Annotated in this window: 17 protein-coding genes, 2 pseudogenes and 1 riboswitch; of the genes and pseudogenes, 12 read left to right on the top strand and 7 right to left on the bottom strand. The window is 67.5% G+C overall.

All coding sequences use genetic code 11. The features are described from left to right. Positions 1–5: 5 nt before the first annotated feature. Both B3E91_RS22260 and pbpC read right to left on the bottom strand, forming a co-directional pair. A pseudogene (locus tag B3E91_RS22260) lies at positions 6–1073 on the bottom strand (HAMP domain-containing protein); the annotation flags it as partial. Positions 1074–1210: 137 nt separating this feature from the next. Next, positions 1211–3550: a peptidoglycan glycosyltransferase PbpC gene (pbpC, locus tag B3E91_RS10975; protein WP_287029446.1), complete on the bottom strand. Its 2340-nt coding sequence runs from the start codon at positions 3548–3550 to the stop codon at positions 1211–1213. A gap of 112 nt (positions 3551–3662) precedes the next feature. On the opposite strand from pbpC, the gene B3E91_RS10980 reads away from it, so the two are divergent. From B3E91_RS10980 to B3E91_RS22265, 3 genes and pseudogenes are all read left to right on the top strand, one after another. Then, a complete protein-coding gene (locus B3E91_RS10980; protein WP_287029447.1) occupies positions 3663–3953 on the top strand; it encodes a hypothetical protein in 291 nt (96 codons plus the stop codon). A 142-nt stretch (positions 3954–4095) separates the two neighbouring features. Next, entirely contained in the window at positions 4096–5994 is a 1899-nt protein-coding gene (gene dxs / locus B3E91_RS10985; protein WP_287029448.1) for a 1-deoxy-D-xylulose-5-phosphate synthase, read from the top strand. 1700 nt (positions 5995–7694) lie between these two features. Next, positions 7695–8318, top strand: a pseudogene (locus tag B3E91_RS22265) (methyl-accepting chemotaxis protein); the annotation flags it as partial. A gap of 72 nt (positions 8319–8390) precedes the next feature. Here the strand turns inward: B3E91_RS22265 and B3E91_RS10995 are convergent. Continuing rightward, the gene (locus B3E91_RS10995) at positions 8391–10268 is read right to left on the bottom strand and encodes a TonB-dependent receptor domain-containing protein (protein ID WP_287029451.1); all 1878 of its coding nucleotides are present in this window, start codon (positions 10266–10268) and stop codon (positions 8391–8393) included. A 99-nt stretch (positions 10269–10367) separates the two neighbouring features. Beyond that, a riboswitch (cobalamin riboswitch) is annotated at positions 10368–10589 on the bottom strand. A 148-nt stretch (positions 10590–10737) separates the two neighbouring features. Then, complete coding sequence (locus B3E91_RS11000; protein ID WP_090225342.1) at positions 10738–11748, bottom strand: AI-2E family transporter; 1011 nt, start codon at positions 11746–11748, stop codon at positions 10738–10740. Between the two features lie 466 nt (positions 11749–12214). Between B3E91_RS11000 and B3E91_RS11005 the strand changes: the two genes are divergently transcribed. The 5 genes from B3E91_RS11005 to B3E91_RS11025 are packed head-to-tail and all read left to right on the top strand — an operon-like array spanning position 12215 to position 16233. Beyond that, positions 12215–12592, top strand: a complete 378-nt coding sequence (locus B3E91_RS11005; protein ID WP_376747818.1) for a type IV pilin protein — start codon at positions 12215–12217, stop codon at positions 12590–12592. After that, positions 12589–13074 carry a pilus assembly FimT family protein gene (locus tag B3E91_RS11010; RefSeq protein WP_287029452.1) on the top strand — a complete coding sequence of 162 codons (486 nt, stop codon included), beginning with the start codon at positions 12589–12591 and terminating at the stop codon, positions 13072–13074. Before B3E91_RS11005 ends, B3E91_RS11010 begins: the two co-directional genes overlap by 4 nt. Beyond that, positions 13058–13465: a type IV pilus modification PilV family protein gene (locus tag B3E91_RS11015; protein ID WP_090225337.1), complete on the top strand. Its 408-nt coding sequence runs from the start codon at positions 13058–13060 to the stop codon at positions 13463–13465. The genes B3E91_RS11010 and B3E91_RS11015 overlap by 17 nt, the downstream gene beginning before the upstream one ends. A 34-nt stretch (positions 13466–13499) precedes the next feature. Further along, positions 13500–14135: a hypothetical protein gene (locus B3E91_RS11020; RefSeq protein ID WP_287029453.1), complete on the top strand. Its 636-nt coding sequence runs from the start codon at positions 13500–13502 to the stop codon at positions 14133–14135. 13 nt (positions 14136–14148) lie between these two features. Next, the gene (locus B3E91_RS11025; RefSeq protein WP_287029454.1) at positions 14149–16233 is read left to right on the top strand and encodes a hypothetical protein; all 2085 of its coding nucleotides are present in this window, start codon (positions 14149–14151) and stop codon (positions 16231–16233) included. Here B3E91_RS11025 and B3E91_RS11030 read toward each other — a convergent pair. From B3E91_RS11030 to ribA, 3 genes are read right to left on the bottom strand one after another with little or no spacing between them, the layout of a single operon-like run. Further along, a complete protein-coding gene (locus B3E91_RS11030; RefSeq protein ID WP_287029455.1) occupies positions 16227–17024 on the bottom strand; it encodes a cobalamin-binding protein in 798 nt (265 codons plus the stop codon). The genes B3E91_RS11025 and B3E91_RS11030 overlap by 7 nt on opposite strands. After that, on the bottom strand, positions 17024–17437 hold the full coding sequence (locus tag B3E91_RS11035) for an MFS transporter (protein WP_090225333.1): 414 nt from the start codon (positions 17435–17437) through the stop codon (positions 17024–17026). The genes B3E91_RS11030 and B3E91_RS11035 overlap by 1 nt, the downstream gene beginning before the upstream one ends. Further along, a complete protein-coding gene (gene ribA, locus B3E91_RS11040; RefSeq protein WP_090225331.1) occupies positions 17434–18051 on the bottom strand; it encodes a GTP cyclohydrolase II in 618 nt (205 codons plus the stop codon). The genes B3E91_RS11035 and ribA overlap by 4 nt, the downstream gene beginning before the upstream one ends. A 415-nt stretch (positions 18052–18466) precedes the next feature. Between ribA and B3E91_RS11045 the strand changes: the two genes are divergently transcribed. The 4 genes from B3E91_RS11045 to B3E91_RS11060 are packed head-to-tail and all read left to right on the top strand — an operon-like array spanning position 18467 to position 20391. Beyond that, a complete protein-coding gene (locus B3E91_RS11045) occupies positions 18467–18892 on the top strand; it encodes a type IV pilin protein (protein ID WP_287029457.1) in 426 nt (141 codons plus the stop codon). Next, positions 18889–19374, top strand: a complete 486-nt coding sequence (locus tag B3E91_RS11050; RefSeq protein WP_287029458.1) for a pilus assembly FimT family protein — start codon at positions 18889–18891, stop codon at positions 19372–19374. Before B3E91_RS11045 ends, B3E91_RS11050 begins: the two co-directional genes overlap by 4 nt. Next, entirely contained in the window at positions 19352–19750 is a 399-nt protein-coding gene (locus B3E91_RS11055) for a type IV pilus modification PilV family protein (protein ID WP_282340670.1), read from the top strand. The genes B3E91_RS11050 and B3E91_RS11055 overlap by 23 nt, the downstream gene beginning before the upstream one ends. Continuing rightward, positions 19747–20391 (top strand): PilW family protein, encoded by a 645-nt coding sequence (locus tag B3E91_RS11060; RefSeq protein WP_287029459.1) that lies wholly within the window; start codon positions 19747–19749, stop codon positions 20389–20391. The genes B3E91_RS11055 and B3E91_RS11060 overlap by 4 nt, the downstream gene beginning before the upstream one ends. Positions 20392–20398 lie beyond the last annotated feature (7 nt).

Below are 20398 nucleotides of genomic sequence, written 5' to 3' on the forward strand. Positions count from 1 at the left end.
ATGAAACGGTTGAAGCCGCGCGCCAGGTCGCCCAGTTCGTCCTTGCGGCTCTCGTCCAGACGCCGGGTGAGGTCGCCCCCGCCGCCGCCGATCTCCACCAGCGCCGCGGTGACCTGCAAGATCGGCCGCACCAGTCCGCGCGCCAGGAGCACCACCAGCAGCAGCGAAAGCAGCGCCACGCCGAGCCCGCTCAGGCTGGTCAGCAGCAGCGCTTGCCACGCCGCGCCGTACACCTGCGCCGCCGGCACTTCGGCGACCAGCAGCCAGCCGAGGCTCTTCAGCGGTCGCGCCAGGGCGAGGTAGTCCTCGCCCTCGCGGCTGAACGGCACCGCCTCGGTCGAACCGTCGAGCAGCGCCTGCGCGGCCTGGGCACCGACCAGATCGCGCAACTCGCGGGCGTCGTTGAACGCGGCCTGCGGATGCACCTTGACCCGGCCGTCGGCGGCGACCAACAGCACGCGGCCGCGCTCGCCGAAGTGGAAGTCGCTGATCAGCCGTGACATCGCATCCAGGCCGAAGCCCAGCCCGGCGATACCCAGCGGCTTGCCGTTCTGGCTGACCCGGTAGTTGATGAACAGCGTCGGCACGCGGGTCGACTTGTCGATGTCCACCTGCACCGTGCGCTCGACACCCGAATCGAGCATCGAGTAGAACCAGTCGTTCTCCGCCGGACCTCGGGTGAGGGTGCGATCCAGGCCCTTCTCGGTGAAGTAGTGGCCGCTGCCGAGGGCGACGATGAAGGTGGTCAGCGCCTTCTGCTGCACCTGCACCGCCTTGAGGTAGCGCGTGAAAGCGTCCTGGCGCTCCGGCGCCTCACCCTCGCCCAACCACTCCTGGACCATGCTGTTGCCGGCGATGTCGCGCGCCGCGGTGACCGGTTCGGCGAGCAGCCGTTCGAGGTCGTTGCCGACCGCCGCCACGCTGGCCGGCAGGGCGTCCTCGACCAGCGCCTGCTCGGCCAGGCGATCGACCACCAGCGAATAGATGGCGATCACGATGAGAATACTGACCAGCAGGGCGGCGCCCATGCTGAGGGTCAACTGCCACTGAATACTGCGTTGCCAGAGGCGCATGCATGACTCCTGGGAAAAACGGAAAAAGTGTTTGGGGCGACAGGTCTCGGATTGTTCTTGTGGAGGCGCTATCGGCTGAATCGATGCAGCTCTTGAGCCAGTCCACCCGGAACGGACGAAAATCCGATGGCTGTCGCTCAGTCGAGCAGGCTGAACTCGACGCGGGCGGTCTGCCCGCTCTCGTCGAGCACGCTGAGCTGGTGATGGCCGGGGCGGCTCAAGGTCGGAGTGAGGGTTTCCTCGCCCTGGCTTTCGCCCAGCGGCTCGCCGTCGAGGAACCACCAGCGTCGCCCGCCGCCGCCCAGCGCACCGAGGCGCAACTGCAGCGCTTCGCCGCTATTCGCCGGACGGCGCAACTGGTCGCCCTCGCGCACGCCGACGATGGACAGCCCGGGCGCGGCGTCGGGCAGCTTCGGCGGGCAGCCCGGGTCGATCTCCGGCAGCCGCGCAGCACGCCGCTCGCGCCGCGCCAACCAGGGTTCCAGCGGCGCCGGCCAGAGCGCCACCGGTTGCGCGCGGGCTCCGAGGCAGTCGGCATCCACCCGCCGCCCGGCCGGATTCAGCCAGACCGTCTGCAGCAGGCCCAGGCCGAGCGGCTGGTCGCCCGCCGCCAGGGTCGGCGGCGTGGTGCCGTCCAGCGTCCAGGCGAAGCGCTGGCGACGGCAGTTGGGGTCGCTCTTCGCCAGGGGCTGGCCCAACGGCCAGCAGATCGCCGCGACGCCGACGCTCGCCGGCTGCGTATCGCCCGGCGGCGCCAGGCCGCGCTGCGCATCGCGGTTGACCAGGATGTCGTGCACCTGCAGCAGCAGGGGCGCTGCCGAGGCCAGGCCGAACTGGCCGGGCACCGGTGTGCCGTCGGGCCGGCCGATCCACACGCCGATCAGGTAGCGCGGGCCGACGCCGATGGCCCAGGCATCGCGAAATCCATAGCTGGTGCCGGTTTTCCAGGCCAGGCCGGGGCGCTGCACCAGGTCGGCGCGCGGGTCGCGGTCCGGACGCGCCTGCCCGGCGAGGATGCGCCGCACGATCCAGGCCGCGCCGGGAGACAGCAGGCGCCGTTCGAGCAGCGGATCGTCGGGCTGGAAACGCAGCCGCGCCACTTCGCCGCCGCGGGCGAAGGCGCTGTAGCCGCTGACCAGCTCGTCGAGGCGGCTGCCGGCGCCGCCGAGAATCAGCGCCAGGTTCGGCTCGGCCAGCGCCGGCAGGGCCAGCGGCACGCCGACGTTGCGCAGCTCGCCGGCGAAACGCTTCGGCCCGTAGGCTTCGAGCAGCTGCACCGCCGGCAGGTTGAGCGAGGCCGAGAGCGCCGCGCTGGCCGCCACCGGGCCGTTGAACCCGGAGGCGAAGTTGCCGGGACGGTAATCGCCATAGCGCCGCGGCACGTCCTGCAGCAGCGATTCGGAATGGATCAGCCCGGCATCCAGCGCCATGCCGTAGAGGAAGGGCTTCAGCGTGGAGCCGGGCGAGCGTTGCGCGGCGACCATGTCGACATGGCCGAAGCGCGTGCGGTCGCCGAGGTCCACCGAGCCCAGGTAGGCGCGCACCGCCATGCTCTCGTGCTCGACCACCAGCAGCGCCGCCGAGGTGCGCTCCGGCAGCCGCGCGCGCCAGCCCAGCAGGAAGTCTTCCAGGCGCCGCTGCAGGGCGGCGTCCAGGGTGCTGCGGATCAGCGGCGGGCTGCCGGGACGATTCAGCCGCCGCGCCAGCAGCGGCGCCAGTTGCGGCTGCTCGCGCGGCGCCAACAGGACGGGCTCCTGCAGGGCCTCGTCGACCGTCTGCGCCGGCCACACCGCGAACTGCCGCAGGCGCTGCAACACCTTGTCGCGCGCCGCCTGGGCCCGACGCGGGTGGCGGTCCGGGCGCAGCCGGCTGGGCGCCTGGGGCAGCACCGCGAGCAACGCCGCTTCGGCGCGGGTCAACTGCGCCGGCGGCTTGCCCAGGTACGTCCAGCTCGCCGCGGCGACGCCCTGCAGGGTGCCGCCGAAGGGTGCGCGGTCCAGATAGAGCCTGAGGATCTCGTCCTTCGACAGGTGCCATTCCAGCTGCGCGGTGCGCCAGACCTGGCGCAGCTTGCCGGCGAAGGTACGCGGGTGCGGATCGAGCAACCGCGCCACCTGCATGGACAGCGTGCTGCCGCCGGACAGCACGCGACCGCCGCTGAGGTTCTGCCAGGCGGCGCGGGCGACGGCCAGCGGATTGATCCCCGGATGCCGGTAGAACCAGCGGTCCTCGTAGGTCAGCAACGCCTCCAGGTAATACGGCGAAACCTCGTCCAGGCGCACCGGGTAGCGCCACACGCCGTTCGCATCGGCGAAGCGCCACAGGGGCGTGCCATCCTCGGCGAGCACCACGCGCGCCAGGTCGTCGCCCGGCAACGGCAGCGGAAACAGGCGATCGGCCAGCCACAGGCCGGCGAGCAGCGCCAGCAGCAACCCGCCGCTTCGCTTGAGCCAGCGCGGCACGCGCCACTCAGCCATGCGCGACTCTCGCCACGCGTAGGGAACTCGCGAGCCTGCGCGACAGCCCAAGCCTCGAAGGAGCGCTTCGCCCACGGCGCGGCGCCTGCATGGACCTCACAGGGAACCTCATATGCAAGTAGATTTCTTCGAGACGCTCGGCCAGATGCTGGGCTCGCTGATCCGTTTCATCGTCGACAGCCTGGACTGGCTGTTCAGCCTGTTCGCCGTCGCCGGGCACAATTTCGTCGATGGCCTGGCCGCCGCGCTGGGCATGGACCGCTCGATCCTCAACATCGCTGCCCTGGTCCTCGGCCTGATCCTGCTAATCGGGGCGTTCCGCGCGTTCTTCCGACGGTCGATCATCAGCGGCATCATTCTCCTGCTGCTGGCGCTCTGGCTGCTCAGCTTCATCATCAATTGACGTCCCGCTGCGCCGCGCAGCATAGCGCAGCAGTGCCTGCCGACCCACTGCATCGGCACCGATTCACGCCGTGGCGGCAAGCCCGCCACGAGCGCTTTCGGGTAAACTGCGCCCTTCGCCTTTTCCAATAACGATCAGCCTGATGCCCAAGACGTTCCACGAGTTTCCCCGCGAGCGCCCGTCCACTCCCCTTCTCGACCGCGCCGCGACGCCGGAAGAACTGCGTCGCCTGGGCGAGGCCGAACTGGAAACCCTCGCCGACGAACTTCGCCAGGACCTGCTCTACAGCGTCGGGCTGACCGGCGGTCACTTCGGTGCTGGCCTCGGCGTGATCGAACTGACCATTGCCCTGCACTACGTCTTCGACACCCCGGACGACCGCCTGGTGTGGGACGTCGGCCACCAGGCCTACCCGCACAAGATCCTCACCGGGCGCCGCGAGCGGATGGCCAGCCTGCGCATGAAGGACGGCATCGCCGCCTTCCCGCGGCGCAGCGAGAGCGAGTACGACACCTTCGGCGTCGGCCACTCCAGCACCTCGATCAGCGCCGCCCTGGGCATGGCCATCGCCGCACGGATGCAAGGTAGCGGGCGCAAATCCATCGCCGTGATCGGCGACGGCGCGCTCACCGCGGGGATGGCGTTCGAGGCGCTGAACCACGCTCCGGAAGTCGGCGCCGACATGCTGGTGGTGCTCAACGACAACGACATGTCGATCTCGCGCAACGTCGGCGGGCTGTCCAACTACCTGGCGAAGATCCTTTCCAGCCGCACCTACACGAGCATGCGCGAGGGCAGCAAGAAGGTCCTCTCGCGCCTGCCTGGCGCCTGGGAAATCGCCCGCCGCACCGAGGAGTACGCCAAGGGCATGCTGGTGCCCGGCACGCTCTTCGAGGAGCTCGGCTGGAACTACATCGGCCCCATCGATGGCCACGACCTGCCGACGCTGATCGCCACCCTGCGCAACATGCGCGACCTCAAGGGCCCGCAGTTCCTGCATGTGGTGACGAAGAAGGGCAAGGGCTTCGCCCCGGCCGAGGTCGACCCCATCGGCTACCACGCGATCACCAAGCTGGAGCCCGCCGACAGCCCTGCCGGCGTGGCACCGGCGACGAAGAAGGTCGCCGGTCCGAAGTACTCCGGCGTGTTCGGCCAATGGCTGTGCGACATGGCGGAAAGCGATCCGCGGCTGGTCGGCATCACCCCGGCGATGAAGGAAGGCTCCGACCTGGTGGCCTTCAGCGAGCGCTTTCCACAGCGCTACTTCGACGTCGCCATCGCCGAGCAGCACGCGGTGACGCTGGCCGCCGGCCTCGCCTGCGACGGCGCCAAGCCGGTGGTGGCGATCTATTCGACCTTCCTGCAGCGCGGCTACGACCAGTTGATCCACGATGTCGCGGTGCAGAACCTCGACGTGCTGTTCGCCATCGACCGTGCAGGCCTCGTCGGCGAAGACGGCCCGACCCATGCCGGCAGCTTCGACCTCGCCTACCTGCGCTGCATCCCCGGCATGCTGGTGATGACACCGAGCGACGAGAACGAACTGCGCCGACTGCTGTGCACCGGTTACCGCTTCGAAGGTCCCGCCGCCGTGCGCTACCCGCGCGGCAACGGGCCGAATGCGCGGATCGAGCCAGGCCTTGAGCCGCTGGAAATCGGCAAGGCGGTGGTTCGCCGCCAGGGCAGCCGCGTCGCCCTGCTGGTGTTCGGCGTGCAACTCACCGAGGCGCTCGCCGTCGGCGAAACGCTGGATGCGACGGTGGTCGACATGCGCTTCGTCAAACCGCTGGACGAAGCCCTGCTGCGCGAGCTCGCCGACAGCCATGAGCTATTGGTGAGCATCGAGGAAGGCAGTGTGATGGGCGGCGCCGGCAGCGCGGTGAACGAGTTCCTCGCCCGCGAAGGCCTGCTCAAGCCGATACTCAACCTCGGCCTGCCGGATCGCTACGTCGAGCACGCCAAACCGGCAGAGATGCTGGCCGAATGCGGCCTCGACGAAGCCGGTATCGAAGCGGCGATCCGCCACCGCCTGGCGCGCTGAGGCAGCCGACTCCAAATCCGACGAACGGTTCACAACTTGCATCAGTTTCTGACCAAAACTGAGCGTTAGTGGACCGTCGATCGGCCGGAGTTTGTATGCAGCTGCGTAGCCACAAAATGGACTTCAAAGGTCGCGAGCGCCGCTGGCTGCCCTGGTTCGGCAAGACGGGCAAGCTGGCCATGCGCTGGTCCTGCCTGCTAAATGCGGGCCAGACCGCCCGGGTCGAGAAGACCTTCAGCGGTCTGGCCCAGACCCGCGTCGATCTGCTGCTCGGTTGGGCGCAACAGCATTGGCAGGCGCTCGAGCTACTCGGCTGCGGTCTGGCCCCCTGCTGGCCAGCCATCGAGGCCGATAGCCTCCGGCGCGCCCTGCCGCACATGCCCGAAGTCTGCGAGCTGTTCGTGGTCGACACCTCGGGTCGCATCATGGCTTCGACCCACGCCCCGCGCATCGGCACGCGCCATGATGCAGAGGCGCTCGCCGCCGGGCTGCGCGCCCCGTTTCTGCTGGGCCCCTACAGCGATGAACTGACCCTGCAACTGGGCGCAACCACCTCGAAGTTCCACGATGCCGTCACCCTGATGTTCCATCAGCCGCTGAGCCATGACGGCCAGGTGGTGGGCTGCCTGTGCGCGCGGATACCCAACGATGTGATGAGCGATCTCATCCAGCGCGAGGCCGGCCACGTCTACCGGGACTCCGGCGACAACTACCTGTTCATGGTGCACAGCGCCTACAACCCGGCCATTGCCCCGGGCACCGCGCTGTCCCGGTCACGCTTCGAAGACGGTGCCTTCACCGGCGGTGACAACCTGAAACAGGGCATTTCCACGCCGTTCGGCACCGTACAGGTGCGCCAACACACCGAATTCGAACTGCGCTTCACCGCGCCGGCCACGGGCGAACTGCACCCCGGCGTGCGGGAAACCATCCGCCAAGGCAGCAACCTGTTCGTGCTCTACCCTGGCTACCCGGACTATCGCCATGTACCGGTGGTGGGCGCCGGGTTGACGCTGCGCCTGCCCGGCTCGCCGGACACCTGGGGACTGATGTGCGAAGGCGACCTGGAGGAGGTCTACCGCCAGCGCAGCCTGAGTGTCTCGCTGGCCAGCCAGCTGCTGGCCGGGCTGGCGGTGCTGGGCGTCCTGCAGTGGTGGCTGACGCGTCAGTTGCCCGATCTCGCCGCGCCATTGACCTTCGCCGCCGCCGGCGGACTGCTGCTGGCCTTCTGGGCGTTCAGCCTGCGCGCGCGGGCGCGCTCGCTGCAGGCGCTGTCGGACTTCTTTCTGGACACCGCCGAATGTGGCGCGCCGCTGAGCAATCGCCTGGCGCTGGAGCGCTTCTCCAGTGACGAAGCGGGCACCCTCGCCGGCTGGGTGAACAGCTTCGTCGACAAGATGGACCACACCATGCAGGGCATTGTCACCGCCGGCAGCGCGCTGCACGAGACCTCCACCGGGCTGACGCGCACCGCAACCAATGCCGCCCAATGCGCCGCTCAGGGCCAGGCGGCGGCCGTATCCACCGCGCGCACGATGCTCGAGGTCAACCAGAGCATCGGCCAGGTCGCCCAGCACATCCGCGACAGCGAAAGCGCCTCGCAGCACGCGCTGAGCATGACCCGCAAGGGCGCCAGCGCCGTGCAGCACAACGCCGAGGACGTCGCCCAACTGGCGCATCGCATCGAACAGTCGAGCCAGGCACTCGAAGCCCTCAGCCGGCAAACCGAGAAGATCCAGCACATCAGCGAGGCGATCCGCGGTATCGCCGATCAGACCAACCTGCTGGCCCTCAATGCCGCCATCGAGGCGGCGCGCGCCGGCGAAAGCGGTCGCGGTTTCGCCGTGGTGGCCGATGAAGTGCGCAACCTGGCCCGGCGCACCGCGCAGGCCACCCAGGAAATTGCCACGACGCTGGGCAGCGTGCGCCAGCAGACGCTGGACAGCCAATCGGCGATGCACAGCTGCCAGCAGGCGGCGCAGAGCAGCGTGGTCCGCTCGAGCGAGGCCAACGGGGCACTCGAACGCATCGAGGAGGAAGTGGCCGGCATGCAGGACCGCCTGGGCCAGATCAGCCAGGCCATGACCCTGCAAATGAGCCAGGTGCAGGCCGTAAACGGCCAGGCCCAGGCCATCACGGGCGCCGCCGAACACAGCAGCCAGAGTGCCGGGGAAACCCTGCAGGCGGCACAGTCACTGGCGCAACTGGTACTCGACCTGCACAAGACCGCCAGCCGGCTCAGCCGCGAAGAGAAATCGGGCAGCGCCGCGCCCGGCGCGCCCTTGCAGACGGCGACGCCCATACCTGGCCGCGTGGCGCACTGAACGCCGCAATGAGCCCAGGAGATCGATCGAGGCCCGCGAAAGCGGGCCTCTTCGTTCGTGCGGCCGATCGGATCAGATTTCCGGAGTCCAGGTCAGCGCCATGAGCGCGGTCCGGCCTTCGCTGCGGTAGGGGTAGAAACCGCCCTGGTAGGTGGCCTGGGCGTAGTCCTTGTCCAGCAGGTTATCCAGCTTGAGTGCCAGGTTCACTTCGGACGTCGCCTGCCAGTCGCCGCGCAGGCCGAGCAGCCCGTAGCCGCCGAGCGCGATGTCGTTGGCCGCATCGTCATAAATCCCGCTGACCGCGCGCCAGGTGGCGCCGACGCCGAAATCGCCGAAACGACGGTCCAGCGCCAGGCTCAGGGTGCGCTTGGCGCGGCGCGGCAGGACATGTCCGCTGTCGCGGTCGCGGGGATCGGTCAGGCCCAGTGCGAGGTTGGCCTGCCAGCCGAACAGCTGATCGTCGAGGCTCGCCTCGAAGCCGTTGATGCGCGCGTTCTGCACGTTCTGCGGGATGAAGTTCTCGTCCAGCACGATGGCGTCTTCGAGCTGGGTCCGATACACGGAGACGTCGAGGTGGCCACTGGCGCTGTAGTCGCTGCGCCATTGCAGTTGGTAGCTCTTCGAGCGCTCCGCTTTCAGGTCCGGGTTGGCGCTGGGAAAGCAGAAGCCGCCGGAGCAGAAATCCGGGTAGTAGAGGTCGTTGAAGGTCGGCGCGCGGAAGCCTTCGCTGTAGGACAGGGTCAGCGCGTTGGCCTGATTCAGCGGAACCGTGAGGGCGCCGTTCCAGGTGTTCTCGCTGCCGAACTGCCCGTTCTTGTCATGGCGCAGCCCCAGCTCGGTGGAGAAGAGCCCGGTCTGCAGGCGATGCTGGATGAACAGTCCCTGGTTCCAGCGCGTGTCCTCGATGAAGGCGTCGGTGGCGTGCAGGCGCTCCTCGTACCAGTCGGCGCCCACCAGCACCTGGTTGGCATCGTCCAGTTGCAGGGTATTCACCCAGTTGGCCGAGTCGCGGAAGGTGTTGTAGGTGTAGAAGCTGCCACTGGCGACATCGTTCCCGGTATCGCGCTTGTCTTCGCTGTGACCGACCTCCAGGCGACTGTTCCAGCGCTCGCTGAGCGTGCCGTCGATGTAGGCGGAACCGCTGCTGAGGACGAAGTCGTTATAGGGCCGGGTGTCGCCGAAGACGTCGTCGAACTCGTTCTTGCCGCGTTGATCCAGCAGGGTCGCGCCCACTTCCAGACGCTCGTTGAATCGGTGCGACAGGCTCAGGCTCAGCGAGCGGTTGCGGTAGGCGTCGTGATCGCGGTTGCCATCGAGCTCATCGGTGGTGGCGTCGATGCCGGCGGTTTCGTCCAGCGCCGCCCCCAATTGGTAACGCGTTCTGCCATCGCCACCGGAGACGCCCGCACTGCGTTCGAAGGTGCCGCGCGAGCCGGCGGCGAGCCGCACGTAGGGATGGATGCCTGCGGCCTCGCCGCGGCGGGTGAAAATCTGGATAACCCCACCGATGGCGTCGGAGCCGTAGAGCGCGGAACGCGAGCCGCGCACGACTTCGATCCGCTCGATCTGGTCGGGGCTGAGGAATTCGATGCTGGAGGTGCCGCTGGAGGCGCTGGCGATGCGCTGGCCATCGACCAGCACCAGCGTCTGCGCGGTGGAGGTGCCGCGCATGAAGATGCCGGTCTGGCTGCCCGCGCCACCGGTGCTGACGATGTTCACGCCCGGGACGTACTGGAGGATTTCCGCGACGCTACGGGCTTGCAGCCGCTCGATATCGGCGCGGGTGAATACGGTGCTGGCGGCGGAGCTCTGGCTGCGCGCCTCGACGCTGCGATTGGCGGTGACCAGCAGTTCGTCGAGTTTCAGCGCGTCGTCCTGCGACGGGGTTTCGGCCAGGGCCGGCAGGGTCGGCAGCAGGGCCAGGGTCAAGGCGAGGCGGGAAAGCATCATGGGAAATCCTCAAGGTCGGCGAGACGTTCGAGGAGGGCAGGCAGACGCGGGCCGTTTCGTGCGCGGGCCGACGCCTGATGGTGTCGCCCTCCGCAACACCAGTGGCATTCCGCCGTGGCCGGTCTCCGGGCTCTCGACGCGGCTCGCGCTCGCCTTCCCATGCATGCGCACAGTGGCCGTTGAGCGGAGTGCGATCCGGGCGGATCGCGGTCGATTACCGTTGCGGGGGCAGCGCCGGGTTTGCCCAGGAAGACTGGAGCGCACCGGCTTCCCGATTAACGCTGGCCATGCGGCCCGCGTACCTCGGCGGAAATGAAAACGTCGCGCACCTTAGTCGGCGCCTTCGAGGAAAACAAGGACGCTGCGTCGGCCCGGAGGCGGGATCTGGTCGCGTGGTAGCCGACGGAGCGGCTTCAGCCGGACTTCTTCGTCACCCTGCAGGAACTGCGGACCCTTGGGATCGCGCCTGTCAGACCCAGTCCTGGGCCTTCATCTCGCTCTTCAGGTAGGCGTAATAGACCGGTGCGGCGACCAGACCGGCGATGCCGAAGGCGGCTTCGAACACCAGCATCGCCAGGAGCAACTCCCAGGCCTTGGCGTTGATCTGCCCGCCGACGATCCGCGCATTGAGGAAGTATTCGACCTTGTGGATCAGGATCAGGTACGCCAGCGCGCCCAGGGCGACCCACAGCGACAGCGAGAAGCCGACGATGAAGATCGCGGTGTTGGAGATCAGGTTGCCGATCACCGGCAGCAGCCCGACGACGAAGGTCAGCAGGATCAGCGTCTTGGTCAGCGGCAGGTGGATGCCGAACAGCGGCAGCACACCCATCAGGAAGACCCCGGTGAACGCCGTGTTGAGCAGGGAAATCTTGAACTGGGCGAAGACGATGTTGCGGAACGCCGCGGTGAACCGCGTCACCCTCACCAGCAGCTCGCCCGCCAGCGGCTTGAGCGTCTGCGGATCGGGCAGACGCTGCAGCGCGACCACTGCGCCGAGGATCATGCCGATCAGCACGGTGACGAACAGATGCGCGGCGCCCTTGCCGAGCAGTTGCAGCTCGCCGACGTGACGGCGCAGCCAGTCGTGCAGGGTCAGGCGGACGTCGTCGACGTTGGCCGGCAGGTAGGCCACCAGTCCCTCCGGCACCTGCTCGCGCACGCGGTCGACCACGCCCATCAGCTTGCCGAGCATCTGCCCGGGATTGTTCAGCTCCAGCAGGGCGAAGGAGAACGCACTGGCGAACGCCAGCGTCAGCACCCCGACGACCATGACGCCGAGCAGCCCGACCGTCAGCAGACGCCCGAGATGACCGGCGAACAGGCGCTGCAGCAGCGGTGCCAGGCTGTTCACCAGTTCGAATACCAGCAGCCCGGCGAGCAGGCTCGGCAGCAGTTTGAGCGGCAGGACGAGAATCAGGGCGATGCCCAGAATCAGCAGACTGGCGTAGCAGAAGGTGCGGCGGGAGGAATTGCTCATGAAGTCCTGATCGGATGACGGCCTGACAGCGACCGACAATCTGCCAGCAGTCCCCGCACATTGCCAGCCGCATGAAATGACAAAATTTGACCTGGGCCGGCAGCGGCAGGAAAAGACGCCGGGGAAACTCCCGCGACGCTGGCCCCGTGCCTTCACGCTAGACGCCATACTGCCGAAAAAGCCCGCTTCAGGGCCGTTCCTGCCGCTTCGCTGAAGCCGCCGTCCGCCGTTGAAAAAAATCTAATTCAGCAAAAATAACGGCTTACTTCTCAAAGACGAATTCCCAGGCAACCTTTTGCCAGGAAGGGGGGTCGATTGGCTTATGAATAACCACCCGCTAACCAGCCCCGCACGGATTGTCGGTGCCGCTCGCTGCCCCCGCGCAATCCCCTCCTTCGCGAAAACCGGTGCGCGGCACGCGGCTGTCCGCCGTGGCGCGCACTCGGGCTTCACCCTGATCGAGGTGATGATCACCCTGGTCATCGTGGCGATCCTCGCCGGCATCGCCCTGCCCAGCTACACCAGCTACATCACCAAGAGCAAGATCAGGACCGCCCAGGCCGACCTGGTGGCGCTGAGCCTGAACCTGGAAAACCACTTCCAGCGCCAGCTGACCTACCCCACCAGCACGACCTCGAACACCGCCGAGACCAAGGCGCTGTTCACCGGCTGGACCCCGGCGCAGGCCAGCGACTTCAGCTATACCCTGAGTACCGCCACGTCCACCACCTATACCGTGACGGCCACCGGCACCAGCAGCAACCTGAGCGGCTGCACCATCAGCCTGACCAATCTCAACGAGCGCAGCGTATCCAACTGCGGGAGCTTCACAGGATGGCAATGAGGCAGGACGCCGGGGGTTTCACGCTAGTGGAAGTGATGATCAGCCTCGCCGTCATGCTGATCCTGCTGATGGCGGCGATCCCGATGACGATTTCCTGGAGCAACAGCGCCAAGCAGCGCGACGCCGCCGGCTTGCTCCAGCAGGGCCTGTCGCGGGCCAAGGCGCTGGCGTTGCGCAATCCCGGTGCAGTGGGCGCCGGCATGCCGAGCGCGGCGCTGTGCCTGAGCGGCGGCACGCTCAGCGTGCTGCGGCTGACGCGCGACGTGACCTTCAGCTGCACGCCCGAGGCGGACGAGGATGTGCAATGGTCCGCGGTGATACCGAGCGCCGCCAGCATCACGATCGGGGGGGAGGATTTCCAGTGCCTGGCACTGGACAACCGCGGGCTGCCGGTGACGGTCAGCGGTTGCGTCGAGACCAGCACCGGCACCTTCAACGTGATTGTCGGCAGCGAGGATTCGCTGGATGTCACGCTCATCTGATGGCGGTCTCCGCCCAGCCAGACAGCGCGGCGACATCCTGGTCGAATCGCTGATCGGCGTGGTGCTGATGAGCATCATTGGCCTGGGCATGGTGGCGGTGACCTCGCGGGTCGAGGTCAGCCATCGTTACAGCAACGCACAAGGACTCGCGGTGGGACAGATGCGCAATCTGCTGCAGCAATACGGAAACGAACTGTGCAGTGACTCGAGCCTGGCGGTGATCACCCTGCCGCCCAACGATCAGGTCTTCAACCTCCAGGTGACCTGCGCGACGCCGACCATCAGCGTGAAGGGCGTGGCGCTGGAGAGCCCGCCGGACACGGTCACGCTGAGCACGCCGGACGAGGCGTCGGACTATTTCGGCGGTGTGGTGAAGGTGGGTGAGAACTAGGGCGCGCCCGCAGGCCGGGATCACGCTGATAAGCATGATGATCGGCCTGGTGATCTCCTCGCTGAGCATCCTCGCGATGCTCTCGCTGTATCGCAACCTCGTGCATCAGGCGGCGGACTCGATCGTCCACTCCAACCTCGACGGCCAGGTGGCGGCGGGGCTGCTGACGGCGCAGATCGAACTGCAAAGCGCGGGGTTCGGCATCCCCTCGGCGGCGGTCAACCAGGACCTGATGCTGCTCGCCGGGGCGAGCCTGACGCCCGGCGGCATGCTCAGCGGGACGATCCAGAACATCCTCGGCAGCGAGCAGGAGGGCGAGGCCATCGTCTGGGGCAGCAATCCGACCCGCAGCACCTACCTGTGCAGCGCGCTGCTGGCGCGCGATGGCGGGCTGATCCTGCTGCGCGGCAAGCCCTGCGCGGCGGCGATCCAGTTCTCCAGCGTCGACTGGCAGGGCGAAAGCGTCGCGCTGATCGCGCCAGGCACGCTCAATGCAAGCCAGGCGGTGAGCATCAAGACCCAGGTCAACGCCTGTTGGCCGTACGGAAAGAGTTTCGCCAACCCGGCGGTGCAGGTGGTCATCAGCGCCGGCGGAAGCACCCTGAACACCGATACCGCCTACGCGGCGTCGAGCTACACCGTGTGCCTACCCAATCTCGCGCCACCTTGATGGACCTGTTTCGATGAGCGCCAAACGGCCCTTCCGGCTATCCCGCCAACGCGGCATGGCGACATTGCTGATCATCCTGATGACCGGGCTGGCGCTGACCGCCACCGCGGTCGGGGTGATGTATGCCGTGCGCGGGACCCAGGAGAAGGCCCTTTCGGTGCACAGCGCGACCCAGGCCCAGCAGATCGCCTGGGGCGGCGTCGAGATGGTGCGCAGCTACCTGCTGACCCTCGATGAGGCCACCCTGATGTCGCTGCGCGGCGACCTGCCGATCAGCGGGGCCGAGGGGCTCAGCGCACGCATCGAGGGCGCGCCGGTGAAGAACGCCAGCGATTTCAGCCTGGTGGTCGACATCACCGGCACCTCCGCCGGTGGCAGCCATGCGGAAGCCCGGTCCACCGTGCAGGCGGTGTTCATCGTCACCACCGCGCAGGACGACGGCGAAAGCGCGCCCATCGGCGTGCAGGGCGCGGTGAACATCAACGGAGACCTGAACATGAGCGGCAACGTCGCCGCGGTGGGCTTTAACAACACCAGCTTCAACGTCAACGGCAACGTCAACCTGTCCGGCAGCGTGACCGGGATCGACTGCATCCGCGCCACGGGCAACGTCAGCATCAGTTCCGGGATCGTGGTGAACTGCGTGCAGGCCAACGGCAACATCGCCCTCAGCGGCTCGGCGGCGATCGGCACGGTGGAGGCCCTGGGCAGCGTCAGCCTCAGCGGTGGCGCCACCCGCGCCAACTCGATCCAGGCCAACGGCAACGTGACGCTGTCCGGAGGCGCCGCGAACGCGGGGACGATCAACAGCCAGGGCAACGTGGTGGTTTCCGGTGGTGCCGCCTACGCCAACACCATCAATGCGCTCGGTTTCATCAACTGGACCAGCTCGGCCAGCGCCACCGCGTTGAATTCCAACAGCTACGTGACCTACGCCGGCGCCCTGGCGACACCGACCATCAGCGCCAAGGGCACCGTGACCCTCAGTGGCGGCGGCGCCAGCCAGGTGACCACCAGCGGCAACGTGGTGTCGGCCTACGGCACCCTCAACAGGATCGACGCCAGCGGCAACCTGAGCAGCAGCAGCGGCCTGGTGCTGGCCGGTACCATCGGCGGGACGAAATCCTGCCCGGTGTACCTCAACTGCCCCGGCGTGCTGGTGCAGAGCGGCTACGTGGCGTCGCCCAGCACGGTCTCGGTGGTCGCGGCGAACACGGTTTCGATCCAGCCGCCGCAGGTCGACGCCTACGCGCTGCGCAACTCGGCCAACTACATCTTCGAGATCGATCAGGCGGGCTTTCGCAAGGTCACCGTGCAGAACATCGCCGGCATCGCGCCGGGCAGTTACTACCTGGGCAACTACCAGGGGCCCTACCGGGACTATCTGTGCACGGAGGTGAGCGGTTCGGCCGGCGAGCCGACCTGCACCCAGCCCGTGACGCCCTACGCCACGATCTGCCAGGGCTATTCGGCCTACAACGGCTGCATCACCTACGCCGCCGACACCACCACCTGGTCGATAAACGGCATCAGCCTCGCCCCCGGCGTGCTTTGGTTCGCCGGCAACGTCAACGTCGGCAACGGCAGCTACAACAACAGCATCATCGCCACCGGCAACCTGGCCACCTCCGGCTCGGCCCTGGTGGTGGCGGTGAACTACGCCGGCTACGCCGCGGTGTGTGCCAACGCGCCGGTGGCGATCACCCGCAACCCGGCGTTCACCGGGCTGTATCCGAGCAACTTCTGCAACGTCAGCGCCGGAACCTTCATCAGCAACGCCGCGGGCAACACCGCGCTGATCTCCGGCGGCTACCTCAACGGCAGCTTCGTCGGCGGCAACATCACCCTCGGCTCGGCGAATAACGTCTACGGCAACGTGCTGGCCGGCAATACCCTGAGCACCACCGGCAGCACCGTGATCCACGGCAGCCTGACCACCGCCGGCCAGGGCACCACCACGTCCACCAGCCTGGGCGGCAGCACCGTCGTCGACGTCAGCGGCGCGCCGTCGAGCTTCGACCCGAGCGAAAACCCCTGCTCGCGCGACTGCGCCACCCAGCCCGGAACCGCCGAAACCCTCTGGACCCGCTACTACTGAGCCTCGGCCATCTGCCTGCAGAGCTTCGCGGTGGCCTGCAGCATCTGCAGGCTGGGCCGTTCGAGGCCGTTGTCCGGCACGCTCCACAGCTGCCCGGCGCGCACCGCGGCGAGCTGCGCCCACACCCGCCAACCCTCCAGTTGCGCCGCATTGGCGCCGAAAATCACCTGCGGGTCGCGCGCCAGCACGCTTTCCACGCTCACCTGGGGCGCCGGCAGGGCGAGGTCGGCGAAGACGTTGCGCCCCCCGCAGACGGCGATCGCGTCGCTGATGATCTGCCCTCCGCCGATGGTGTACAGCGGCGGGTTCCATACCTGGTAGAACACCCGCAGCGGCTCGGCGCGCGCATAGCGCCGGCGCAGTTCGGCGATGCCGTCGACGAAGCGCGCCTGCACGCGTCGCCCCTGTTCGGCACGGCCGATACGTTCGCCGAGACGGGCGAACGTATCGGCGAGCTGGTCGAAACTGTGCGGCTCGGCAACGAACATCGCGATGCCCAGGCCTTCGAGCTGGGCGCGCTGCGCGGCATTCACGCTGCCCGGCCAGAGCAGCAACAGATCGGGCTTGAGGCCGATCAGGGTTTCCATCTCGACCTGCCCGTAGCGCCCCACCGATGGCACGCCGGTCAGCGCCGCCGGCCGCTCGCCGCCATCGAGCACGCCAACCAGCAGCTCGCCGGCGTCCAGGTCGAGCATGATTTCCGAGAGGGAAGGCGCCAGGCTGACCACCCGTTCCACCGCGCCCGCCGTGGTACAGGCGAGAAGCAGCAGCGCGACGAGCAGAGGCCGCATCAGAGCTGGCGAGGTAGGCGGTAGAGGTAGAACAGCACCAGGCTGGAGAGCGTCAGCAACAGCAGCGGAATCGCCTCCTGCCCGGCGAGCAGCCCGGCGGCGGCGCACCAGGCCGGCAGGCTGGCGCCAAGCAGTGCGTTGCGCCGGCGCAGTCCCAGAGCACGCCAGGCGAGCGGCTCGTCGTCGCTGTCACGGGCTTTCTCGGTGGCGATCAGGGCGCGCTTGTAGGCGTGGAACAGCGGCAGGCTGACGAACATCGAGAGCAGCCCGGCGATGAACAGCGGCATCAGCAGCGGCTCGCGCGGCGGGTTGTCGCCGGCCAGCACCTCCACCAGCACCAACGGCGCCAGCATCAGCGCCAGTTGCAGCCACCAGGCCAGCGCCAGCCTGCGGCGTGCGTTGGCCCGATTCACGGCTTCTCCACTTCACCCTGGTGCAGGCTGCCCAGCAGGTGGCCGAGCTTGCCGGCCTTGGTCGCCAGGTAGCGCTCGTTGTGCGGGTTGAGCCCGGTCTGCAACGGCCTGCGTTCGGCGATGCGGATGCCGAAGCCTTCCAGCGCCTTCACCTTGCGCGGATTGTTGGTCATCAGCCTGATCGCGCTGACGCCCAGGTGTTCGAGCATCGGCAGGCAGATCGCGTAGTCGCGCTGGTCGGCGCCGAAGCCCAGGCGCACGTTGGCTTCCACGGTGTCGGCGCCACCGTCCTGCAGTTCATAGGCGCGGATCTTGTTCAGCAGGCCGATGCCACGGCCCTCCTGACGCAGATAAAGCAGCACGCCGCGGCCCTCGTCGGCAATCGCCCGCAGCGCGGCTTCGAGCTGCGAACCGCAATCGCAACGCAGGCTGAACAGCGCATCGCCCGTGAGGCATTCCGAATGCAGGCGACCGAGTACCGGAGCGCCGTCCGAGATATCGCCCATGGTCAGGGCGACATGCTCCTTGCCGGTTTCCTCATCGAGGAAACCGTGCATGACGAACTCGCCGAACGGCGTGGGCAATTTCGAAGCGGCGACGAAAACGACGGACACCGAGAGGCTCCATGGGGATAAGCGGGGCGGGCATTGTACCAGCGCCGACCGACGTCGAGTCAGCGTGAATTTCCGTCTATCACTATCAGCTTTTTAGATAAGGCTCTACCGAATCGCCCAAGACCTCGTAAGCCATTGCTTACATCTTGTTACCGCCACTGCATCGTCGAGACCAACGCGGGCGTTACAATTTTTGCGGCTCATCGTCCACCGGCCCCGCCCTCGGATGGTTCATAATGCAGGCGTTTCGCCATCAAAGCAGGCAGTGAATGCGCCAAAGGCCCGATTTAGAGGCCCCGCTGTTGGCACAGGTCATGCTTTCCACGCACATCCCTCCCTCACTATCGGATGCGCGAGATTCCCTGGTGCAGTGGGTCATCGGACCCGGTCATCGCGACTTCCAAGGACGCCTTAGATGGTCATGTTTGTTCCCCGCCGAACCGCGGGTTTTACCCTGATCGAGCTGATGATCACCCTCGCAATCATCGGCATACTCGCGGCCATCGCCCTGCCCACGTACGACAGCTACATCACCAAGAGCCGGATCAAGACCGCCCAGGCCGATCTCGCCGCGCTCGCCCTGAACCTCGAGAACGCCTACCAGCGCAAGCTCGCCTACCCGACCCTGACACTCGACGACAGCGCCGCGGTGACCGCGCAGTTCACCGGCTGGCACCCCGCGGAATCGAACTTCGAGTACAGCCTGTCCTCCTCCGCCAGCGGCTACACGCTGACCGCCACCGGCAGCACCGGCAAGGTGAACGGCTGCGAGATCACCCTGGACAACGAAAACACCCGCACCATCGCCCAATGCGGCGCCTACAACGGTAGCTGGCTGTGAGGGGCCAGGCGCGGGGCTTCTCGTTGATCGAACTGATGATCAGCGTGGCCCTGCTCGCGTTCCTGGTATTGATCGCCGGGCCGTTCACCAGCGCCTGGAGCAACGGCGCCAAGGTGCGCGATGCCGAGGGTGTGCTCAACCAGGGCATCGGCCGGGCCAAGGCGGCCGCGCTGCGAAACCGCTACGGCATCGTAGACGGCAAGCCGGCGGCCACGCTGTGCCTGTCCGACAGCAACCTGCTCAGCCTGCACGAAGCCAACGACAAGGACACGCCCGCCACCTGCCTCACCCATTCGCCGTGGCAGGCACAACTGCCTGCGAGCGTCAGCGTCACCCTGACCGCCGGCGCCAGCACCCTGAGCTGCCTGAGTTTCGACAACCACGCCGCGCTCGCCAGCGCCTCGGTGCCCAGCGGCTGCTCGTCCAGCACCGCGCTGACGCTCGCCGCGGGAGGTGAGAATGTCGCTCTGGTCTTCAACTGATCGCCGCCGGCAGCGCGGCGACATCCTCCTCGAGGCGCTGATCGGCATCCTGCTGATGGCGATCATCGGCCTCGGGCTGGTCTACGTGACCTCGCGCGTCGCAGTCAGCCAGAAGGACATGAACCTGCAGAGCCTGGCGATCGCCCAACTGCGCGACCTGCTGCAACGCAACGGCGCCGGCACCGACCTGTGCGGCGGCAGCCACCAGATCAGCCTGCCGTCGATCGGCACCCTCAACGTCACCGTCACCGGCTGCGGCACCACCGCCAATGCCACGGTGGGTGGCCAGCCGCTGAGCGGCATCGCCAGCCCGCTGACCCTGAGCGTGAGCAACAGCGCGCTGGGCGGCGAAGTCAGCGTGGGGGCGACGCTATGAAACGCCAGCGCGGGATGACGCTGATCAGCATGATGGTCGGCCTGGTGATCTCGATGTTCAGCATCGTCGCCATGCTTTCGCTGTACCGCAGCCTGGTGCAAAGCGCAGTGGTGGCGACCCGCGATGCCAACCTCGACGGGCAGATCGCCGCCGGCCTGCTCAGTGCGCAACTGGAGATCCAGAGCGCCGGCTTCGGCATCGAAGCGGCCGGCAATGCCGATCTCACACTGGCCACCACCAACCTCGACAGCACCACCCGCGCGCTGCTCTGGCGCCTGGTCGACACCGGCACCTACCGCTGCCGCGGATTGCTCGAACGCAGCGTGAACGACAGCGCCAGCGGCCAGAGCATGCGCGTGCTGTCGCTGTTGCAGGCGAACAGTTGCGACGCGAGCGGCGCACTGTCGGGCAAGACCTGGGCGGTGGTCGGCGACCTCGCCGAGTTCCGCGGGCAGAACCTCGCGCAAGTCGTCTTCCAGATCAGCACCAGCAACTGCTGGCCGTTCGGTGTGGGCGACAACAGCACTCCCAGCGCCCATGCGCTGGTGACGCTCAGTGCCCCCAGCAGCTCGCAGCTCGCGGGCGCGGTAGCCGACCCGATCAGCTACAGCGTCTGCCTGCCCAACATCAAACCCGTCTAGGACAACC

The organism is Pseudomonas sp. UBA6310 (assembly GCF_002438225.1).
GTDB classification, from domain to species: Bacteria; Pseudomonadota; Gammaproteobacteria; order Pseudomonadales; family Pseudomonadaceae; genus Pseudomonas_O; species Pseudomonas_O kuykendallii.